This is a genomic window from Streptomyces sp. NPDC020490 (assembly GCF_044335305.1).
Taxonomy (GTDB): domain Bacteria; phylum Actinomycetota; class Actinomycetes; order Streptomycetales; family Streptomycetaceae; genus Streptomyces.
On record NZ_JBIRUY010000016.1, the window covers coordinates 34,854 to 52,658 of the forward strand.

Sequence of the window (17,805 nt, forward strand, 5' to 3'; positions counted from 1 at the left end):
CCTGCCGGGCGTGCCCGCTTCGTGTGCCTACTTCGCGTGCATCACCGCGAAGATCATGACGAAGGCGACGACGTGGATGCCGAAGAGGAAGTAGCCGAGGTAGTACCAGACGTAGCGCTCGCGCTTCTTCTCCAGGGCGAGGCGTCGTTGCTCGGCGTCGTCCGCGGTCGGCATCACAGCTCCCGGTGCACTTTGGTGTTCGACGCCTGGGCGCGCGGGCGCAGGACCAGGAGATCCACGTTGACGTGGCTGGGGCGGGTGACCGCCCACGTGATGGTGTCGGCGACGTCGTCCGCCGTCAGGGGTTCGGCGACGCCCTCGTAGACCTTGGCGGCCTTCGCCTCGTCGCCGCCGAAGCGGGTCAGCGCGAACTCGTCCGTCTTGACCATGCCGGGCGCGATCTCGATGACCCGGACCGGCTGCCCGACGATCTCCAGGCGCAGGGTCTCGGCGAGGACGTGCTCGCCGTGCTTGGCGGCGACGTAGCCCGCGCCGCCCTCGTACGTGCCGTGGCCCGCGGTGGAGGAGACGACCACGACCGTGCCGTCGCCGCCGGCGATCAGCTTCGGCAGCAGCGCCTGGGTGAGGTTCAGTGTGCCGAGGACGTTCGTCTCGAACATCGTGCGCCAGTCGGCCGGGTCGCCGGTGGCTACCGGGTCGGCGCCGAGCGCGCCGCCCGCGTTGTTGACCAGCACGCCGATCGTGCGGAAGGCGGTGGCGAACTCGTCCACCGCCGCACGGTCCGTCACGTCCAGCGGATACGCCGTCGCCGAGTGCCCGGCCGCCTCGATCTCCTCGGCGAGTGCCTCGATGCGGTCCTTGCGGCGGGCGGTCAGCACGACCCGGTAGCCGGCCGCGGCGAGCCGCCGGGCCGTGGCGGCGCCGATCCCGCTGCTCGCGCCGGTGACGACGGCGATGCGGGACGCGGCGGACGGTGCGGCGGTGGCCATGGGCTGCTCCTCGGGACGCGTCATTTCGAACGATTGCTGCCGACTACAGGGTATAGAGCCCGGCTATCGGTTCCGCGGCGCCCACATGATCACCGCCATGCCGGCCAGGCAGACCAGCGCGCCGGTGACGTCCCAGCGGTCGGGGCGGTAGCCGTCGGCGATCACGCCCCACAGGATCGAGCCGGCGACGAAGATGCCGCCGTACGCGGCGAGGACGCGGCCGAAGTGGGTGTCGGTCTGGAAGGTGGCGACGAAGCCGTACGCGCCGAGGGCGAGGACGCCGCCGGTGATCCACGGCCAGCCGCGGTGTTCGCGCAGGCCCTGCCAGACCAGCCAGGCGCCGCCGATCTCGAGGACGGCGGCGACGGCGAACAGGGCGGCGGAGCGGAGGACCGGCATGCCCCGAAGCCTGCCACGCGTGGTTGCGGCCGGGGTCAGTGGTCCGGCCGGTCGCCGGGGCCGTGGTCGGGTCGGCTGCCGGGGCCGTGGTCGGGTCGGCTGCCGGGGCCGTGGTCGGGGCCGTTCGCGGCGTCGTAGCGCTCGCGGGCCTCGTGGACCTCCTCGATGTGGGTTTCCGCCCAGTCCTTCACCGCGGTCAGCAGCAGCGCCAGGCTGCCGCCGAGCGGGGTGAGGGCGTAGTCGACGCGGACCGGGACGGACGGGGTGACGGCGCGCGAGACGATGCCGTCGCGTTCCAGGGTGCGCAGCGTCTGCGTCAGCATCTTGGGGCTGACGCCCGCGATCTTGCGGCTGAGGTCGCTGTAGCGCATGGGGCCGGCGGACAGGGCGGCGACGACGAGGCTGACCCACTTGTCGCTGAGGCGGCCGAGGAGCTGGTTGGTGGGGCAGGCCCGGATGAACGCGTCGTACTCGACACGCGCCTGCTCGCGCCGCTGGGCCGCGGTCGTGGTCGCCATGCTTCCCTCCCGGGTAGGTAGGCACCTTCGGGTAACTACTTCCTGATGGATAGTAACTCTTCCTAGGGTTGTTGTCAGCGGGCGAGAAGCACGTCCAAGTGGCGGCGATCAGGGGAGAGTTGACATGCGAGCTGCAGTGGTGACCGAGTTCGGCGGGCCCGAGGCCGTGCGGATCGTGGACGCCGAGGTGCCCGAGCCGGCCGCGCGGCAGGTGCGGATCAAGGTGGCCGCGGCCGCGCTGAACCCGGTGGACGCGGGGGTGCGGGCCGGCGCCTTCGGCGGCGCGGGCAAGCAGATCGGGCTCGGCTGGGACGTCGCCGGGACGGTGGACGCGACGGGGGTGGCCACCGCGTGGGAGGCGGGCGACGAGGTCGTGGCGCTGGACTACGGGATGGTGAGGCCGCTGGCCGCGCACGCCGAGTACGTCGTCGTGGACACGGCCGCGGTGGCGAAGGCGCCGGCCACGGTGGACGCGGTGCACGCGGCGACCCTCCCGCTGAACGCGCTGACCGCCGCGCAGGCTCTCGACCTGCTGCGGCCGGCCCCCGGGCAGTCGCTGCTGGTGACGGGCGCGGCGGGCGCGGTCGGCGGGTTCGCGGTCCAGCTCGCCGCCCACCGCGGGGTGGCGGTGACCGCGCTGGCCAGGGAGTCCGACGCGGAACTGATGCGGTCCCTGGGGGCGGCGCACGTGGTGAGCGGCGCGGTGGACCCGGGCGGCTTCGACGCCGTGCTGGACGCGGCGGTGCTGGGCGAGACGGCTCTGGAGTGGGTGCGGGACGGGGGCGCGTACGTCGGCGTCATCCCGCAGGCGCACCCCGCTCCGGTGCGCGGGGTGCGGACCGCCGCGGTGGAGGTGAGCGCCGACGGAGCCCTTCTGGCGCAGCTGGCCGGTCTGGTGGACCGGGGCGTGCTGAAGCTGCGGGTGGCCGAGACGTACGCCCTGGAGGACGCCGCCGAGGCCCACGCCCGCCTCGCGGAGGGCGGGGTGCGCGGGCGGCTGGTGCTGATCCCCTGACGCGGGGGGCCGGGTCCCCTGACGCCCGGGTCCCGGGGGCCCCGAGGGTCCCGGGCGCACTGGGCGTACGGGGTCCTGGGCGCGCCGGGTGTACGGGGTCCTGGGCGTACAGGGCGCCGGGGCGGGCGGGGCCCTCAGCGCACGCGCTGCGTCGCGTACGCCGTCGGCGGTACGCCCACCGTCGCCGTGAAGTCCCGGACCAGGTGGGCCTGGTCGGCGTAGCCGAGGTCGGCGGCCAGGCGGGCCCAGTCCACGTCCCGGTCGGTCTCGGCGCGTTCCAGGGCCTCGTGGATGCGGTAGCGCAGGACGACCCACTTGGGGCCGACGCCGACGTACGTGGCGAACAGGCGCTGCAGGAGCCGTACGGACATGCCCTCGGCGTGGGCGAAGTCGCCGACGCGGCGGATGGTGCGGTCGGTGCGGATGCGGTCGGCCAGGGCCATCGCGAGGTCGGCCTGGGGGTCGGGGCGGGGGCCGAGGCCGAGCAGGAAGGCGTCGAGGGCGGCGACCCGGGCGTCCTCGACGTCCGGGTCCAGGACGGCCGCGGTGTCGGCCTGCGGGAGCGGGACGCGCCGGCCCGTCCACGCGCTCACCGGGCGATCGGGGAAGAACGGCCGGAAGCCGCCCGGCCGGAACTGGATCCCGCACACCCGCCCGCTGCCCTCCAGCTTCTGCGTGAACAGCTCCAGCCCGATGCCGGACACCTCGGCGAACGGCTCCTGGCCGGACAGGCGCTGGAAGACGATGTTGACCGACGGGTGCGGGACCACGTGCGAGGCGTACGGCTGGGTGAGGTCGTAGTCGATCAGCCAGTAGTGCTCGAGGTAGGGGCGCAGGGGTTCGGCGGGCTCGCGGCGGCGGAAGTGCACGCGCGCGAAGAGTTCCGCGGCGTCGACGATGCCTCGGGTGTCACGGCGTGGTGCGGCCATACCGGGATCGTAGGACGGCGCACCGACAGCCGGGTGGCTGCGCGGGGCGGTGCTCCCAGGGAGCGGGGACGGGAATACGGGGCCGGGGGCCTTCGTTTGCCGCTATAGTTGAATGGTCAACAACTTGGAGGTTGAGCGGCCATGCAGTTCGGCATCTTCAGCGTCGGCGACGTCACCCCGGACCCGACCACGGGCCGTACGCCGACCGAGCGTGAGCGCGTCAAGGCCATGGTCGCCATCGCCCTGAAGGCCGAGGAGGTCGGCCTGGACGTCTTCGCGACCGGTGAGCACCACAACCCGCCGTTCGTGCCGTCCTCCCCGACCACCATGCTCGGCTACATCGCGGCGAAGACGGAACGTCTGATCCTGTCCACGTCCACCACGCTGATCACCACCAACGACCCGGTGAAGATCGCCGAGGACTACGCGATGCTCCAGCACCTGGCCGACGGGCGGGTGGACCTGATGATGGGCCGCGGCAACACCGGCCCCGTCTACCCCTGGTTCGGGCAGGACATCCGCCAGGGCATCAACCTCGCCATCGAGAACTACGCCCTGCTGCGCCGGCTGTGGCGCGAGGACGTCGTGAACTGGGAGGGGAAGTTCCGCACGCCGCTGCAGGGCTTCACCTCCACGCCCCGCCCACTGGACGGCGTACCGCCGTTCGTCTGGCACGGCTCCATCCGCTCCCCGGAGATCGCCGAGCAGGCCGCCTTCTACGGCGACGGCTTCTTCCACAACAACATCTTCTGGCCCGCCGACCACACCAGGCAGATGATCGAGCTGTACCGGGAGCGCTACGCCCACTACGGGCACGGCACGCCCGAGCAGGCGATCGTCGGACTCGGCGGACAGGTGTTCATGCGCCGCAACTCCCAGGACGCGGTCCGCGAGTTCCGGCCGTACTTCGACAACGCGCCGGTGTACGGGCACGGGCCGTCGCTGGAGGACTTCGCCGAGCAGACCCCGCTGACCGTCGGCTCCCCGCAGCAGGTGATCGAGAAGACGCTCGCCTTCCGCGACTACGCCGGCGACTACCAGCGCCAGCTGTTCCTGATGGACCACGCCGGGCTGCCGCTGAAGACCGTGCTGGAGCAGCTCGACATGCTCGGTGAGGACGTCGTGCCGGTGCTGCGCGAGGAGTTCGCCAAGGGGCGCCCGGCCGGCGTGCCCGAGGCGCCGACCCACGCGTCCCTGCTCGCCGCCGCCCGGAAGGCCCAGGCCCAGGTCGAGGTCCAGGAGAAGGAGGAGTCCGTCGCATGAGGCTCGTCGTCGTCTCGGCGGGGCTGAGCGTGCCCTCGTCCACCCGGCTGCTGGCCGACCGGCTGGCCGCCGCGGTGGACCGGCAGGCCCCGGCCGACGTGCAGGTCGTCGAACTGCGCGAGCTCGCCGTGGAGATCGCGCACCACCTCACCAACGGGTTTCCCGGCCGGAACCTGGCCGCCGCGCTGGAGGCGGTGACGGACGCCGACGCGCTGATCGCCGTCACGCCGGTGTTCTCGGCGTCGTACAGCGGGCTGTTCAAGTCCTTCTTCGACGTCCTCGACCGGGACGCGCTCGCGGGCACGCGGGTGCTGATCGCGGCGACCGGCGGCTCCGCCCGCCACTCCCTGGTCCTCGAACACGCCCTGCGCCCCCTCTTCGCCCACCTGCGCGCCGTGGTCGTCCCGACCGGCGTGTACGCCGCCTCCGAGGACTGGGGCGCGGAGGGCCTGGACGGGCGGATCGAGCGGGCGGCGGGGGAGCTGACGGCCCTGACCCGCGGGCTGCCGGCCGCCCGCCCGGCCGACGACGGTCTTCCGGCCGCCCGCCCGGTCGGCGACGGTCCTCGGGTCGCGGGTCCGGTCGGCGACGGTCCTCGGGTCGCCCGCTCTGCCGGGGGTGGCCTTGCGGTGGTGCCGTTCGCGGAGCAGCTCGCGGCGCTGTTGCCCACCGGCGCGGCCGACGCGCCTGTCGCGCCCGTCGCGCCCGGCGCGGGAACGACACGGGCGCGACGGTGAGAGCCCGGTAAAAAGGGTGGTCGCGGGCAGGCCCGCCCCCGCTGAGGTGCCGCGGGCCTTGGCACACTGAAGCCGTGTCCCACACCGTGCTGCTCGCCGAAGACGACCGCGCCATCCGCCATGCCCTGGAGCGCGCCCTGACCCTGGAGGGCTACCGGGTCACCGCGGTCGCCGACGGCGTCGAGGCACTGGCCCAGGCCCACAAGGCCCCGCCGGACGTGCTCGTCCTGGACGTGATGATGCCCGGCATCGACGGGCTCCAGGTGTGCCGGGTGCTGCGCGCCGAGGGCGACCGCACCCCGATCCTGATGCTGACCGCCCTGGTCGAGACCGCCGACCGCATCGCGGGCCTGGACGCGGGCGCCGACGACTACGTCGTCAAGCCGTTCGACGTGGAGGAGGTCTTCGCCCGACTGCGGGCGCTGCTGCGCCGCACCAGCCCTGATCCGGGGCCCGTGGCGGCCGGCTCCGCGGCGGCCGGCCCGGTGGCCGGCGTGCCGAGGGAGCCGGCGGTCCCCGACCGGCAGATCGAGGCGGCCGGACTGCGCATGGACGTGCAGGCGCGGCGCGCCTGGCGCGGCGAGCGCGAGCTGGAGCTCACCCGCACCGAGTTCGAGCTGCTGGAACTGCTGGTGCGCAACGCCGGTATCGTCCTCGACCACTCCACCATCTACGACCGCATCTGGGGCTACGACTTCGGGCCCGGCTCCAAGAACCTCGCCGTGTACGTCGGCTACCTGCGCCGCAAGCTCGACGAGCCGGGCGCGCCCGCGCTGATCCACACGGTGCGCGGCGTGGGTTACGTGCTGCGGGAGGACTGAGTGGGCCGCCTCGGGCGGCTGCCCGCGATCAGGCGGCCCGGGCTGGTGTCGCTGCGGACCACGTTCGCGGTGTCGTTCGCGGCCGTCACCGCCGCCGTCACCGTCCTCGTCGGCGTCCTGTCGTACAGCGCCGCCGCCCGGCTGGTGCGCGTCGACCAGGAGTCCGTGTTCGACCAGGTCGTGCAGGACGTGCGGGACGAGGTGCGGCAGCACCGGATGACGCCCGAGGACTTCTCCTCCTCGGCGCCGGGCCACGACGTGGTGCGGCCCGCCCGCACGGACGTGCAGGTGCTCGGGCCGGACGGCTCGGTCGTCGACCCGGGCCGGCCGGGGCTGCCGGTGACCGCCGCGGACCGCGCCGTGGCCGCGGCGGCGGACGCCGGGGCCACGGCCGAGCACCAGGACGTCGACGTCGGCGCGGATGTCTACCGCGTCGCCACCGTCGCGCTCGGCCAGGGGCGGGGCGCGGTGCAGGTGGCGCAGGAGTTCAGCGACACCGAGGACCTGCTGCGGGCGCTGCAGCAGCGCACGCTCACCCTGATGGCCGCGATCGTGACGGCCGCGGGCCTGGTCGGCTGGTGGCTGGCCCGGCGCATCACCCGCCGGCTCGTCGTGCTCACCTCCGCCGCGGAGGACGTCGCGCGGACCCGGCAGCTCGACGTCCAGGTGCCCGTCACCGGGTACGACGAGGTCGGGCGCCTCGGCCGGGCCTTCGACCGGATGCTGGGGCGGCTCGCCCAGTCCGAGGAGGACCAGCGGCGCCTGGTCCAGGACGCCGGGCACGAGCTGCGGACGCCGCTGACGTCGCTGCGGACGAACATCTCGCTGCTCCGCCGCATCGACGAACTCCCGCCCGCCACCCGCGAGGAACTGGTGGCCGATCTGTCCCAGGAGGCCCGCGAGCTGACCGACCTGGTCAACGAGCTGGTCGACCTCGCGGCCGGCCAGTCCGACACCGAGCCGCCGCAGCGCGTCGACCTCGCCGACCTCGCCGAGGACGTCGCGGGGCTCGCCCGGCGGCGCACCGGACGGGAGATCGTCGTACGGGCGGCCGGCGGCACCGGCACGGACGGGCGGCCGGGCATGCTGACCCGGGCGATCTCCAACCTCGTCGAGAACGCGGCCAAGTTCGACCCCGAGTGCACCGGGCCCATCGAGATCGACGTCACCGGCCCGGCCCTCCCGCGCACCGGGCCCCGCTTCGGCGGGGAGGCCCCCGCCGGTCCCGTCCGCATCGAGGTCCTGGACCGCGGCCCCGGTGTCGCCGACGCCGACCTGATGCGCATCTTCGACCGCTTCTACCGCGCCGCCGACGCCCGCGCCCTGCCCGGCTCCGGCCTCGGCCTGTCCATCGTGCGGGAGGTGGCCCTGGCCCACGGCGGCGCCCCGTTCGCCTACCGGCGGGCCGGGGGCGGCTCGGTGATCGGCTTCACGGTCGGCGGCGCACCGACGACGGGCGTGTGGGCCGGGGGAGCGGGCTGACGCGGGGCGGATGGGCGTGGGGCGGCCGGGCTGACGCGGGGCGGCTGGGCGTGGGGCGGCCGGGCTGACGCGGGGCGGCCGGGCGTGGGGTCCGGCGGGGATCTCGAGGGGCCCAGTGCGTGCCGTGCCCGACCGGTCGCCCGCCGCGCCGGACGGCGCGTGGAGCCCCGGCGTGTCCGGCGCGCGGTCCGGCGCGCGGTCCGGCGTAGCGCCTGGTGGAGGGCGAGCAGCCGGTGCGCCTCGTCGTCGGCCGGCAGCGGCCGGCCCTCGCCGCCGACGATCAGCACGCCCTCGCGGACGGCGTGCAGCACCGCGTCGTGGTGGTCGTGCGTCCGTGTGCATCCGGGTCATCTCGTGCGGGGCGAGGGGGCCAGGGGCCAGCCGCCAAGGGGCCAGCCGCCAAGGGGCCAGCGGTCGAGGGGCCAGCGGCCGAGGCGGGCGTGGCCGGTGGCAGACTGCCCGGCGGGGGAAGGAGCAGTGGCGTGATCATGCTGCTACTACGGGGGAGGCCCAGGGCGGTCGCCCTGGCCGGCGCCGGTCTGGCCGTCGGCACCGTTCTCACCGTGCTCGCCGTGTCCGCGGGGCACCCGTCTGGGCCCGGTGTTCCGGCGCGGGGCGACGCGCCGGAGTGCGCGCGCATCGCCGGGGACTACCCGGCGGTCCTGGACGGCCGGCGGCTGTCCGGCACGGGCCGGCCCGGGGTCGCCGTCTGGGGCGACGGCGCGGTGACCCTGCGCTGCGGACTACGGCCGCCGGCGGCGACCGTCGACCCCTGCGTCGACGTCGACGGAGTGGACTGGGTGTGGGACCAGTCCGCCTCCCGCGACGGCCGCAAGGTCCTGGTCACTTAGGCCCTCTCGTTTGGATCATCCCGGCGTCGCGGGCCCTGGCACGCGCATCTGCCGCGTTGTCGTCGGTCCCCGACTCCCCCACGCTCGGCTGCGCTCGCGCGGGGGGACCCCCATCGCGTCGGCTCCCTCCTCCGCCTTGCGGCTACACGCACCAGACCCCGCTCGGGTCGGCCGCGAGGCACCGCACCTCACAGCCGACCTGATCCAAACGACAGGGCCTACGGGCGCGACCCCGCGGTGGAGATCTCCGTCGCCGAACGGGTCACCGGGATCGACGCGGTGCTGGTCGAGCTGAGCCGCACGGTCGAGCCCATCCGGCAGCGCTCCGAATGCCTGGGGGACGACGACGTGACCGTCCCGGCCGAGTGAGCCGGCCCGCCCGCAGGGGCCGTCCGGCCCATGCGGTGCGCGACGCGTTGGCGGAAGGTGGGAGGGAGCAGCGGACGCGGGCGACGACGCCGGCGACGGACCCGATCGCCGGAGGTGCGACATGACGAAACCGGTCGTGGTGGGCGTGGACGGCTCGCCGTCCAGCATGGAGGCGGTCGAGGCGGCGGCGCGGGAGGCGGAGCGGTGCGGGACCGGGCTGCGGCTGGTGCACGCCTTCGGCTGGCCCTCGGGCCGGGTGCCGCCCGGCGTGCCGCCGTGGAACCCGGCCGCGGCGGGAGTGCGTGAGATGGTCGACGGCACGCTGACCCGCGCCGAAGAGCGGGCGCGCGAGGTCGCGCCGCACCTGGAGATCGCCCGCGAGGTCACCGTCGGCGAGCCGCTGATGGTGCTGGAGATCGAGTCGCGCACCGCCTCGCTGGTCGTCGTCGGCAGCCGTGGACTGGGGGCGTTCGGCACGCTGCTGCTCGGCTCCACGGCCGTGCACCTGGCGGCCCACGCACGCTGCCCGGTGCTCGTGGTCCGCGGCAGGCCCGACCCGGCCGCTCCCGTGCTGCTCGCGGTCGACGGCTCGCCGGCGGGCGAGAGGGCCGTCGAGTTCGCCTTCGCCGAGGCGTCGCTGCGCGGGGTGGGCCTGCTGGCCGTGCACGTCTGGAACACCTGGACCGACGGCGCCTACCAGGGCCCCGGCGACCCGCTCAACGTGATGGTCGACCTCGAACACCTCCGTGAGGCGGAGCAGCGGCTGCTGGACGAGACGCTGGAGCCGTGGGAGAAGCGCTGGCCCCACGTCGCCGTCGACCGGCGCCTGGTGCGCGCCCGCGTCCGCTCGACCCTGATCGAGGCCAGCCAGGAGGCGCAACTGGTGGTCGTCGGCGCCCGCGGGCACGGCGGCTTCACGGGCCTGCTGCTGGGCTCCGTCAGCCAGGCGCTGCTGCACCACGCGGCCTGCCAGGTCGCCGTCGTCCGCGGCGAGGCGTGAGCGGGCAGAACGCGCTCGTGGGCAGGATCACACCCGGCGTGCTGAGTGCGTCACCCGCACCCCGCCCGTACCCACTGATGATGGGTGATGTGCGGATGCGAGGATGAGAGACGCCATGACAGCAGGGTGGTGGTCTCGCTCGATACGGGCCGCGGTGTTCGCGGCCGTGTGCGTGCTGCTCGCCTCCCTGGGCCACGTCATGATGTCCGGCCACCACGTGCCCGTCTGGACGCTCGTCGCCGGTACGGCCGTGACCGGCGCCGCGGGCTGGGCCCTGGCGGGCCGTGAGCGCGGGCTGCCGCTGATCGTGGCGGTCGTGGTCGCCGCTCAGGCGGGCCTGCACACCGCGTTCTCGCTCACCCAGCCGGCGAGCGGGCGCACGTCCTCCGCGGGCGCCGACGGCGCTGCCGCCATGGACATGGGCTCGACGGACATGGGCTCGACGGACATGGGGTCCACGGACATGGGGTCCATGGACATGGGCTCCATGAGCATGAGCCACATGGGCCATATGAGCCATATGGATCACGGGGCTCACCTGGCTCCCTCCGCCGGCGACTCGTCGTCGTTCGGCATGCTCGCCGCCCACCTGCTGGCCGCGCTGCTGTGCGGACTGTGGCTGGCGTACGGTGAGAAGGCCGCCTTCCGCATCCTGCGCGCCGTGGCCGGATGGCTCGCGGCGCCGCTGCGGCTGCTGCTGGTCGTACTGCCCGCGGTCCCCGACCGCCCGCGCCCCCGCGTGCGCCGTCACGCCCCCGACCGGGCGCCGCGCCTTCTCCTCGTCCACGCGATCACCCACCGGGGTCCGCCCGTGGGGACCGCTGTCGCCTGACGACAGCCGGCTTCCCGGGGCGGCTCCTGTGCCGTGCCCCGGGCACCGGCCGTACGCCCGCCGCTGCGGGCGCCGTACGGCCGTCTCCCCACTTCACCGGACCGCCCCGCGCTGCCCGCGCGCCCCGGTCCGGATCACGGACGACGAGAAGGACACCACGTGATCACTCCTGTCCTGCCCGCCCCGCGCGGCACGAGAGACAACAGCGGCGAACGCGGCGCGAGCGACGACGGCGGCGGAGCGGGTGACGCGACGGCGTCGCGCGACGACTCGATCACCGCCTGGGCGCTGGCCGCCCGCGGCGGAGACGCGGACGCCGTCGAGCGCTTCGTGCGCGCGCTGCACCGGGACGTGCGGCGCTACGTCGCCCACCTGTGCGGCGACCCGCAGGCCGTCGACGACCTCGCGCAGGACACGTTCCTGCGCGCGCTGGGCAGCCTGCACCGTTTCGAGGGCCGTTCGTCGGCCCGGGCGTGGCTGCTGTCCATCGCCCGGCGGGCGGTGATCGACAGCTACCGGTACGCCTCCGCGAGACCCCGGCTGTGCGACGTGCCGGACTGGCAGCTGGCCGTCGAGAACGTCCAACCGCAGGACCTGCCCGGCTTCGACGACGGCGTCGCCCTGCTCGACCTGCTGGCGTCGCTGCCCGACGAGCGCCGGGAGGCGTTCGTCCTCACGCAGCTGGTCGGCCTGCCGTACGCGGAGGCGGCCGAGGTCAGCCACTGCCCGGTCGGCACGGTCCGCTCCCGCGTGGCCCGCGCCCGGGCGGCCCTGATGGACCTGCTGGAGGACCAGGACGACCCCGCCCTGCAGGCGGCCTGAGCCGGGGAAGGGCCGGTGCGGGCGCAGGACGCCGGCACCGGCCCCGTGATGGCGGCGCTGCGGTCCGGTTCGTCCGTTCGTCCGTTCGTCCGCCCGTTCGGCCGTTCGTCAGGAGCGCACGAGGCGGGCGATGGCGTCGCTCGCCTCCTTCAGCTTGATGTCGCCGCTGTCACTGCCGTCCGCGACGGCGGTGCGTACGCAGGTGTCCATGTGCTCGTCGAGCATCTGCAGGGCGAAGGACTGCAGGGCGCGCGTGGTGGCGGAGATCTGGGTGAGGACGTCGATGCAGTAGGTCTCCTCCTCCACCATTCTCTGCAGACCCCGCACCTGGCCCTCGACCCTCCGGAGTCGTTTGAGTACGTCTTCTTTTCGCATGCTGTACCCGGCCATCGGCCGTTTCCCTCCTTCGTGCGGGGTCAGTGCTGGTGGCCGCCGCCGGTGTGCTCCTCGCCGGCCGCGGGCTTCGGCGTGCCGGCGGCAGCGGTCCGTCCGGCGGCAGCGTCCTCGCCGGCGTGGACGGTGAAGGCCGCGGTGCGGACGGTGCCGTGGTGCTTGAAGTCGAGGAAGAGGCGGTACGTCCCGGCGCTGGGCGCGGTGGCGGTGAAGGAGATCTCCGGGCCCGGCCTGGTGGTGCCGTCACCGGGTTCGCCGTTCGGGTGGACGTGGAGGTAGGCGAGGTCGCCGGAGCGCAGCGCGACCAGGTGGCCGTATGCGCCCAGGTAGGGCTCCAGATCGGTGACCGGGCGGCCGTTCCGGCTGACGGCGAGGGTCAGCTCACCGGCTTCGCCGGGGCGCAGGTCGCCGTTCAGGGTGACGGTGTAGCCGTCGATCGTGGTGGTGGCGGCGGGCCGGGGCAGGGCTGCCGCCCTGTAGGCGCCGGAGGCCGCGAGGTCCGCGCCCAGGGTGAGGCCGGTGGCGCCTTCGACGCCCGGGGTGAAGTCGGCGAAGACGCGGTAGGCGCCTGCGGCGGGCAGGTCGACGGGGGTGCTCCAGGTGCCGTCGGCTGCCCGCGTGGGGTGCAGGTGACGGTAGGTGACCAGGTCGCGTGAGGCCACGATGAGGTGGAGTTCCTTGCCGTGCTCGCGTCGGTACGAGGTCAGCTGCCGTCCGTCCTGGTCGCGGATGACGAAGCGGAGTTCGCTCTTCGCGCCCGCGGTCACGCGAGGGGTTGCGAGCTCCAGGGTGTATCCCGCCTCGGAGATCTGCAGACCCGCCGGGGTCGTGTCCGCGTGTCCGCTGTGGCCGGCATGACCGGCATGACCGGCGTGGCCGGCGGGTGTCGGGCGGTCGTGTGCCGCGTGGGCTGTCGGGGCCCGGTCCGGGGCCGCGGGGTCGATCGCCGCGCCGGCGCCGTAGGCAGTGCCGAAGGTGGCCGCGAGCGCGGCAGCGAAAACAGTGATCTTCACGCCGGTGTTCATGAGGTTCCCTCTCTCCTCGGCGTCGCCGCTTCTGCTGGAACTGGCCCCGACTATATACCCCTGGGGGGTATATGCAAATGGGTCGGCAGCGCTTGCCAAACATACCCCCAGGGGGTATATCTGGTTGACGTCGGCAATACCCCCAAGGGGTATATGTGATCGTCTTGTCTGGGAGGAACCCATGTCCTGCTGCACCACTGACGGCAGCTGCTCCACCGGTACCGCCGCGGCCGCCGAGGGGATCGCCACGGTCTACGACGTCTCCGGGATGACCTGCGGGCACTGCAAGTCCACGCTCACCCGGGAGATCGGCGCCGTGGACGGCGTGCTGGCGGTCGACGTCGACCTCGAAGCCGGCCAGGTCACCGTCACCACGGCGGACGAACCCGACGACGAGCTGCTGGCCAAGGTCGTCGACGACGCCGGCTACGAGCTGACCGGCCGCGCGTCCTGAGACGCCCGCATACCGGCCGGGCCTGTCCGGGCCCGGCCCCCGTTCTCCGCACTGTCCCGTTACTGTCCCGTTGCCCTGATCAGCCCGAGGAGTAGTGATGGCTACCACGGTCCCCGACACAGCCGAGGTGGAACTCGCCATCGGCGGCATGACCTGCGCCTCGTGCGCCGCCCGGATCGAGAAGAAGCTCAATCGGATGGACGGGGTCACCGCCACCGTCAACTACGCCACGGAGAAGGCCAAGGTCCACTACTCCGCCGACGTGTCCGTCCCGGACCTGATCGCCACGGTCGAGGCGACCGGGTACACCGCCCGCGAACCCGAGCCGGTACGTGCCGCGTCCGGCACGCCCGGCACGCCCGGCGCGGAGCACGCGGAGCCCGCCGACGGACTGCGGCCCCTGCGGGAGCGGCTGGTCACGGCCGTGCTGCTGGCCGTCCCGGTCATCGCGATGGCGATGGTGCCCGCCCTGCAGTTCGAGTACTGGCAGTGGCTGTCGCTGACCCTGGCGGCCCCCGTCGTCACCTACGCGGCCTGGCCCTTCCACAAGGCCGCCTTCACCAACGCACGGCACGGCGCGGCCACCATGGACACCCTGATCTCGGTCGGCACGTCGGCCGCGTTCCTGTGGTCGCTGTGGGCGCTGTTCTTCGGCACCGCCGGCACCCCCGGCATGACCCACCCCTTCGAGCTGACCATCGCCCGCACCGACGGCGCCGGGAACATCTACCTGGAGGCCGCCGCCGGGGTGACCGCCTTCATCCTCGCCGGGCGCTACTTCGAGGCCCGCTCGAAGCGCAAGGCCGGCGCCGCGCTCAAGGCCCTGCTGGAACTGGGCGCCAAGGACGTCACCGTGCTGGGCCCGGACGGCAGCGAACGCACGATCCCCACGGCGGAACTGGCGGTGGGCGACCGCTTCCTGGTCCGCCCCGGCGAGAAGATCGCCACCGACGGCACGGTCGTCGAGGGCGCCTCCGCGGTCGACGCCTCCATGCTCACCGGCGAGTCGGTGCCCGTCGAGGTCGGTGTGGGCGACCCGGTCACCGGCGCCACCCTGAACGCGGGCGGCCGTCTGGTCGTCGAGGCGACCCGGGTCGGCGCCGACACCCAGCTGGCCCGGATGGCGAAGCTGGTCGAGGACGCGCAGAACGGCAAGGCCGCCGCCCAGCGGCTCGCCGACCGCGTCTCCGGGGTCTTCGTCCCCGTCGTGATCGCCCTGGCGCTGGCCACCCTGGGCTTCTGGATCGGCAACGGAGCCGGACCGGCCGCCGCGTTCACCGCCGCCGTCGCCGTACTGATCATCGCCTGCCCCTGCGCCCTGGGCCTGGCCACGCCGACCGCGCTGATGGTCGGCACCGGGCGCGGCGCCCAGCTCGGCATCCTCATCAAGGGCCCCGAGGTGCTGGAGTCCACCCGCAAGGTCGACACCATCGTCCTCGACAAGACCGGCACCGTCACCACCGGCCGCATGACCCTGCTCGCCGTCCACACCGCCGACGGCACCGACGAGGCCGAGGTGCTGCGCCTCGCGGGCGCGCTCGAGCACTCCTCCGAGCACCCGATCGCCCGGGCGGTGGCGGCAGGGGCGGCCGAACGCGTCGGCACCCTGCCCGCCCCCGAGGACTTCGCCAACGTCCCAGGGCTCGGCGTGCAGGGCATCGTCGAGGGCCACGCCGTCCTGGTCGGCCGTGAGAAGCTGCTGCGGGAATGGGCCATGGAACTGCCCGTCGGGCTGGCGCGCGCCAAGGCCGCGGCCGAGGCCGCGGGCCGCACCGCGATCAGCGTCGCCTGGGACGGTGAGGCCCGGGCGGTCCTCGAAGTCGCCGACGCCGTCAAGGACAGCAGCGCCGAGGCGATCAGCCGGCTGCGTGCGCTGGGCCTGACCCCGATCCTGCTCACCGGCGACAACCGGGCCGTCGCCGAGGCGGTGGCCGCGGAGGTCGGCATTCTCCCCGAGCACGTCATCGCCGAGGTCATGCCGGAGGACAAGGTCGACGTCGTCAAGCGCCTCCAGGGCGAGGGCCGCGCGGTGGCGATGGTCGGCGACGGGATCAACGACGCCGCCGCGCTCGCCCAGGCCGACCTGGGGCTGGCGATGGGCACCGGCACCGATGCCGCCATCGAGGCCGGTGACCTCACCCTCGTACGCGGCGACCTGCGCGCCGCCGCCGACGCCATCCGCCTGGCCCGCAAGACGCTGGGCACCATCAAGTCGAACCTGTTCTGGGCCTTCGCCTACAACATCGCCGCCCTGCCGCTCGCCGCGGCGGGACTGCTGAACCCCATGATCGCCGGAGCGGCCATGGCCTTCTCCTCGGTCTTCGTCGTCGGCAACTCCCTGCGCCTGCGCGGCTTCACGGCAGCGGACTGAGAACGCCTCGGCAGAGGGTGAGGACGGGCCCGGCGGCCCGCCCTCACCCTCTCGCGTTCTCCCGCCTCCGGCCCCCGGCAGTCACCCCGCGCCGGCTCCGGGATGCCTGCCCAGCGTGACCTGCACACGCAGACACATCCCCAGCACCTGCCGGACCAACGTCACCTGTGCCGTGCCGAGTCCGCACCACGGCCCGCACGACGTCCTGGCCGCCAGCCGGGCGATGTCCTTCGCTGTCATACGACCTGTATACCCCCACCCCGTATGGTCAGTCGCCGTGGGGCGGCCCGGTCAGCGGGGCCGGGTCTGGGTGACACGCCACAGGCGACGGGGCAGGCCGCCCTCCTCGAAGGCGTGGACCTCGTTCAGTACCCAGCCGTCGGCGAGGGCGTCGACCAGAGCGCGGTCGAAGAAGTGCACGGCGAAGCCGGCGTGCTCGAAGATGCCGTCGCCGTGCGCGGTGCCGGTGCCGTAGTGGGCGTCGCCGGTGTGCCGGACGGTGTAGACGAACGTTCCGCCCGGCCGCAGGACACGGCGGACCTCGCGGACCAGGGCGTGGAGCTCGTCGGTGGACAGGGCCATGCACAGCAGCATGTGCGCGAAGACGGCGTCCACGGAGTCGTCCGGCAGGGGCAGCGGATCGCGGACGTCGTGCACGGCGGACGTGATCCGCTCGTCGACGCCGCTCGCGCGGGCGGCCTCGTGCAGCTGCTCCAGGGCGGCGGCGGAGAAGTCGAGGGCCCGGACGGTGAAGCCCTCGCGGGCGAAGTACAGGCAGTCGCGTCCGTGACCGGCGCCCAGTTCCAGCACGTCCCCGGCCCCGGCCGCACGGAAAACCGAGGCGGCGTGGACGGCCGGCTCGGACGGTTCCTCGCCGTACATGCCGGGGTGCGTGGTGTAGGTGCTCTGCCACTGCCGCCGCTGCGCGTCCGCCAGCTGCTGCTCGCCGTCCGCCATGGCGCTCCACTCCTCTTCACCCGCTGACGCCGTGGCCCCCTTCCAGCTTAGGTTAGGAGGCGACAGGAAGGGAGCAGTCCCGGCACCGTCCGGGCGGCACCCACGAGGAACCGGCCGAGGGGCGCCGGGGCCGGGGTCAGGTCTGATCGTAGGAGAGCTGGGCCGCGGTGATGTCCTCGGCGTGTTCGAGGGCCCAGGACATCAGACCCCAGACCTTGTCCAGGAGCGTCAGGCCGAGAGGCGTGAGCTCGTAGTCGACCCGCGGGGGCACGACGGGATGGACGGTCCTGGTGAGCAGGCCGTCCCGCTCCAGACCGCGGAGGGTGACGGTGAGCATGCGCTGGCTGATGCCCGCAATGGACCGCTGCAGCTCGCTGAAGCGCCGTGGGCCCGGACCCAGCTCGTTCACGACGGCGATCGACCACTTGTCGCCCACCCGGGCCAGCACGTCCCGCACCCGGGAGGCCATCTCGGGGCCGACCTCCAGCCGCGCCTCCGCACACGTCCGCCTGACCTGCATGGTTACCTCGCCCTCACTGCGGCACACAAAAGTGCGTTCTTCTCCCCACCGCCATGGTTCCTGATGATGAGGTCGATTACTACTGATAACCATGGAG

Annotated in this window: 21 protein-coding genes and 1 pseudogene; 12 read left to right on the forward strand and 10 right to left on the reverse strand. The window is 73.8% G+C overall.

Annotated elements, in window-relative coordinates; translation table 11 throughout:
- Positions 1 to 27: 27 nt before the first annotated feature.
- From ACH4ZX_RS18365 to ACH4ZX_RS18380, 4 genes and pseudogenes are all read right to left on the reverse strand, one after another.
- Positions 28 to 174 carry a hypothetical protein gene (locus tag ACH4ZX_RS18365; RefSeq protein WP_324786536.1) on the reverse strand — a complete coding sequence of 49 codons (147 nt, stop codon included), beginning with the start codon at positions 172 to 174 and terminating at the stop codon, positions 28 to 30.
- On the reverse strand, positions 174 to 950 hold the full coding sequence (locus ACH4ZX_RS18370; protein WP_398273296.1) for an SDR family NAD(P)-dependent oxidoreductase: 777 nt from the start codon (positions 948 to 950) through the stop codon (positions 174 to 176). Before ACH4ZX_RS18370 ends, ACH4ZX_RS18365 begins: the two co-directional genes overlap by 1 nt.
- A 63-nt stretch (positions 951 to 1,013) precedes the next feature.
- Positions 1,014 to 1,349, reverse strand: coding sequence for a YnfA family protein (locus ACH4ZX_RS18375; protein WP_398273298.1), 336 nt, complete (start codon positions 1,347 to 1,349; stop codon positions 1,014 to 1,016).
- A gap of 128 nt (positions 1,350 to 1,477) precedes the next feature.
- Positions 1,478 to 1,867 (reverse strand): annotated as a pseudogene (locus ACH4ZX_RS18380) (winged helix-turn-helix transcriptional regulator); the annotation flags it as partial.
- 124 nt (positions 1,868 to 1,991) lie between these two features.
- Here ACH4ZX_RS18380 and ACH4ZX_RS18385 point away from each other — a divergent pair.
- Positions 1,992 to 2,882: an NADP-dependent oxidoreductase gene (locus ACH4ZX_RS18385; RefSeq protein ID WP_398273300.1), complete on the forward strand. Its 891-nt coding sequence runs from the start codon at positions 1,992 to 1,994 to the stop codon at positions 2,880 to 2,882.
- A 134-nt stretch (positions 2,883 to 3,016) separates the two neighbouring features.
- On the opposite strand, the gene ACH4ZX_RS18390 is transcribed toward ACH4ZX_RS18385, so the two are convergent.
- Positions 3,017 to 3,811 carry a DUF6597 domain-containing transcriptional factor gene (locus ACH4ZX_RS18390; RefSeq protein ID WP_398273302.1) on the reverse strand — a complete coding sequence of 265 codons (795 nt, stop codon included), beginning with the start codon at positions 3,809 to 3,811 and terminating at the stop codon, positions 3,017 to 3,019.
- Between the two features lie 141 nt (positions 3,812 to 3,952).
- On the opposite strand from ACH4ZX_RS18390, the gene ACH4ZX_RS18395 reads away from it, so the two are divergent.
- The 9 genes from ACH4ZX_RS18395 to ACH4ZX_RS18435 all read left to right on the forward strand — a co-directional run bounded on the left by ACH4ZX_RS18395 (position 3,953) and on the right by ACH4ZX_RS18435 (position 11,988).
- Complete coding sequence (locus tag ACH4ZX_RS18395; protein WP_398273303.1) at positions 3,953 to 5,074, forward strand: LLM class flavin-dependent oxidoreductase; 1,122 nt, start codon at positions 3,953 to 3,955, stop codon at positions 5,072 to 5,074.
- Complete coding sequence (locus tag ACH4ZX_RS18400) at positions 5,071 to 5,811, forward strand: CE1759 family FMN reductase (protein ID WP_398273305.1); 741 nt, start codon at positions 5,071 to 5,073, stop codon at positions 5,809 to 5,811. Before ACH4ZX_RS18395 ends, ACH4ZX_RS18400 begins: the two co-directional genes overlap by 4 nt.
- 86 nt (positions 5,812 to 5,897) lie before the next feature.
- Positions 5,898 to 6,632, forward strand: a complete 735-nt coding sequence (locus tag ACH4ZX_RS18405; protein WP_398273650.1) for a response regulator transcription factor — start codon at positions 5,898 to 5,900, stop codon at positions 6,630 to 6,632.
- Positions 6,633 to 8,114: an ATP-binding protein gene (locus ACH4ZX_RS18410; RefSeq protein ID WP_398273307.1), complete on the forward strand. Its 1,482-nt coding sequence runs from the start codon at positions 6,633 to 6,635 to the stop codon at positions 8,112 to 8,114.
- A 488-nt stretch (positions 8,115 to 8,602) separates the two neighbouring features.
- Entirely contained in the window at positions 8,603 to 8,965 is a 363-nt protein-coding gene (locus ACH4ZX_RS18415; RefSeq protein ID WP_398273653.1) for a DUF3515 family protein, read from the forward strand.
- Between the two features lie 237 nt (positions 8,966 to 9,202).
- A complete protein-coding gene (locus ACH4ZX_RS18420; RefSeq protein WP_398273309.1) occupies positions 9,203 to 9,334 on the forward strand; it encodes a hypothetical protein in 132 nt (43 codons plus the stop codon).
- A gap of 121 nt (positions 9,335 to 9,455) precedes the next feature.
- Positions 9,456 to 10,334, forward strand: a complete 879-nt coding sequence (locus ACH4ZX_RS18425) for a universal stress protein (protein WP_398273310.1) — start codon at positions 9,456 to 9,458, stop codon at positions 10,332 to 10,334.
- A 115-nt stretch (positions 10,335 to 10,449) separates the two neighbouring features.
- A complete protein-coding gene (locus ACH4ZX_RS18430; protein WP_398273313.1) occupies positions 10,450 to 11,166 on the forward strand; it encodes a hypothetical protein in 717 nt (238 codons plus the stop codon).
- A gap of 159 nt (positions 11,167 to 11,325) precedes the next feature.
- A complete protein-coding gene (locus tag ACH4ZX_RS18435; RefSeq protein WP_398273316.1) occupies positions 11,326 to 11,988 on the forward strand; it encodes a sigma-70 family RNA polymerase sigma factor in 663 nt (220 codons plus the stop codon).
- Between the two features lie 108 nt (positions 11,989 to 12,096).
- Here the strand turns inward: ACH4ZX_RS18435 and ACH4ZX_RS18440 are convergent, their stop codons facing one another.
- Positions 12,097 to 12,378, reverse strand: coding sequence for a metal-sensitive transcriptional regulator (locus tag ACH4ZX_RS18440; protein WP_398273319.1), 282 nt, complete (start codon positions 12,376 to 12,378; stop codon positions 12,097 to 12,099).
- 26 nt (positions 12,379 to 12,404) lie between these two features.
- The gene (locus ACH4ZX_RS18445) at positions 12,405 to 13,406 is read right to left on the reverse strand and encodes a hypothetical protein (protein ID WP_398273322.1); all 1,002 of its coding nucleotides are present in this window, start codon (positions 13,404 to 13,406) and stop codon (positions 12,405 to 12,407) included.
- 181 nt (positions 13,407 to 13,587) lie between these two features.
- On the opposite strand from ACH4ZX_RS18445, the gene ACH4ZX_RS18450 reads away from it, so the two are divergent.
- Complete coding sequence (locus ACH4ZX_RS18450) at positions 13,588 to 13,860, forward strand: heavy-metal-associated domain-containing protein (RefSeq protein WP_398273325.1); 273 nt, start codon at positions 13,588 to 13,590, stop codon at positions 13,858 to 13,860.
- 97 nt (positions 13,861 to 13,957) lie between these two features.
- Complete coding sequence (locus ACH4ZX_RS18455; RefSeq protein WP_398273328.1) at positions 13,958 to 16,231, forward strand: heavy metal translocating P-type ATPase; 2,274 nt, start codon at positions 13,958 to 13,960, stop codon at positions 16,229 to 16,231.
- A gap of 81 nt (positions 16,232 to 16,312) precedes the next feature.
- Here the strand turns inward: ACH4ZX_RS18455 and ACH4ZX_RS18460 are convergent, their stop codons facing one another.
- The 3 genes from ACH4ZX_RS18460 to ACH4ZX_RS18470 all read right to left on the reverse strand — a co-directional run bounded on the left by ACH4ZX_RS18460 (position 16,313) and on the right by ACH4ZX_RS18470 (position 17,708).
- On the reverse strand, positions 16,313 to 16,471 hold the full coding sequence (locus ACH4ZX_RS18460; protein WP_398273331.1) for a hypothetical protein: 159 nt from the start codon (positions 16,469 to 16,471) through the stop codon (positions 16,313 to 16,315).
- Positions 16,472 to 16,522: 51 nt separating this feature from the next.
- Positions 16,523 to 17,188, reverse strand: a complete 666-nt coding sequence (locus ACH4ZX_RS18465; protein WP_398273334.1) for a class I SAM-dependent methyltransferase — start codon at positions 17,186 to 17,188, stop codon at positions 16,523 to 16,525.
- 136 nt (positions 17,189 to 17,324) lie between these two features.
- The gene (locus tag ACH4ZX_RS18470) at positions 17,325 to 17,708 is read right to left on the reverse strand and encodes a winged helix-turn-helix transcriptional regulator (RefSeq protein WP_398273337.1); all 384 of its coding nucleotides are present in this window, start codon (positions 17,706 to 17,708) and stop codon (positions 17,325 to 17,327) included.
- Positions 17,709 to 17,805: the final 97 nt, after the last annotated feature.

What these genes read in the sequence shown, in the direction of transcription:
- ACH4ZX_RS18365 (WP_324786536.1), bottom strand. Translation starts at nt 174, where the DNA reads ATGCCGACCGCGGACGACGCCGAGCAACGACGCCTCGCCCTGGAGAAG.
- ACH4ZX_RS18370 (WP_398273296.1), bottom strand. Translation starts at nt 950, where the DNA reads ATGGCCACCGCCGCACCGTCCGCCGCGTCCCGCATCGCCGTCGTCACC.
- ACH4ZX_RS18375 (WP_398273298.1), bottom strand. Translation starts at nt 1,349, where the DNA reads ATGCCGGTCCTCCGCTCCGCCGCCCTGTTCGCCGTCGCCGCCGTCCTC.
- ACH4ZX_RS18385 (WP_398273300.1), top strand. Translation starts at nt 1,992, where the DNA reads ATGCGAGCTGCAGTGGTGACCGAGTTCGGCGGGCCCGAGGCCGTGCGG.
- ACH4ZX_RS18390 (WP_398273302.1), bottom strand. Translation starts at nt 3,811, where the DNA reads ATGGCCGCACCACGCCGTGACACCCGAGGCATCGTCGACGCCGCGGAA.
- ACH4ZX_RS18395 (WP_398273303.1), top strand. Translation starts at nt 3,953, where the DNA reads ATGCAGTTCGGCATCTTCAGCGTCGGCGACGTCACCCCGGACCCGACC.
- ACH4ZX_RS18400 (WP_398273305.1), top strand. Translation starts at nt 5,071, where the DNA reads ATGAGGCTCGTCGTCGTCTCGGCGGGGCTGAGCGTGCCCTCGTCCACC.
- ACH4ZX_RS18415 (WP_398273653.1), top strand. Translation starts at nt 8,603, where the DNA reads ATGCTGCTACTACGGGGGAGGCCCAGGGCGGTCGCCCTGGCCGGCGCC.
- ACH4ZX_RS18425 (WP_398273310.1), top strand. Translation starts at nt 9,456, where the DNA reads ATGACGAAACCGGTCGTGGTGGGCGTGGACGGCTCGCCGTCCAGCATG.
- ACH4ZX_RS18430 (WP_398273313.1), top strand. Translation starts at nt 10,450, where the DNA reads ATGACAGCAGGGTGGTGGTCTCGCTCGATACGGGCCGCGGTGTTCGCG.
- ACH4ZX_RS18440 (WP_398273319.1), bottom strand. Translation starts at nt 12,378, where the DNA reads ATGGCCGGGTACAGCATGCGAAAAGAAGACGTACTCAAACGACTCCGG.
- ACH4ZX_RS18445 (WP_398273322.1), bottom strand. Translation starts at nt 13,406, where the DNA reads ATGAACACCGGCGTGAAGATCACTGTTTTCGCTGCCGCGCTCGCGGCC.
- ACH4ZX_RS18450 (WP_398273325.1), top strand. Translation starts at nt 13,588, where the DNA reads ATGTCCTGCTGCACCACTGACGGCAGCTGCTCCACCGGTACCGCCGCG.
- ACH4ZX_RS18455 (WP_398273328.1), top strand. Translation starts at nt 13,958, where the DNA reads ATGGCTACCACGGTCCCCGACACAGCCGAGGTGGAACTCGCCATCGGC.
- ACH4ZX_RS18460 (WP_398273331.1), bottom strand. Translation starts at nt 16,471, where the DNA reads ATGACAGCGAAGGACATCGCCCGGCTGGCGGCCAGGACGTCGTGCGGG.
- ACH4ZX_RS18465 (WP_398273334.1), bottom strand. Translation starts at nt 17,188, where the DNA reads ATGGCGGACGGCGAGCAGCAGCTGGCGGACGCGCAGCGGCGGCAGTGG.
- ACH4ZX_RS18470 (WP_398273337.1), bottom strand. Translation starts at nt 17,708, where the DNA reads ATGCAGGTCAGGCGGACGTGTGCGGAGGCGCGGCTGGAGGTCGGCCCC.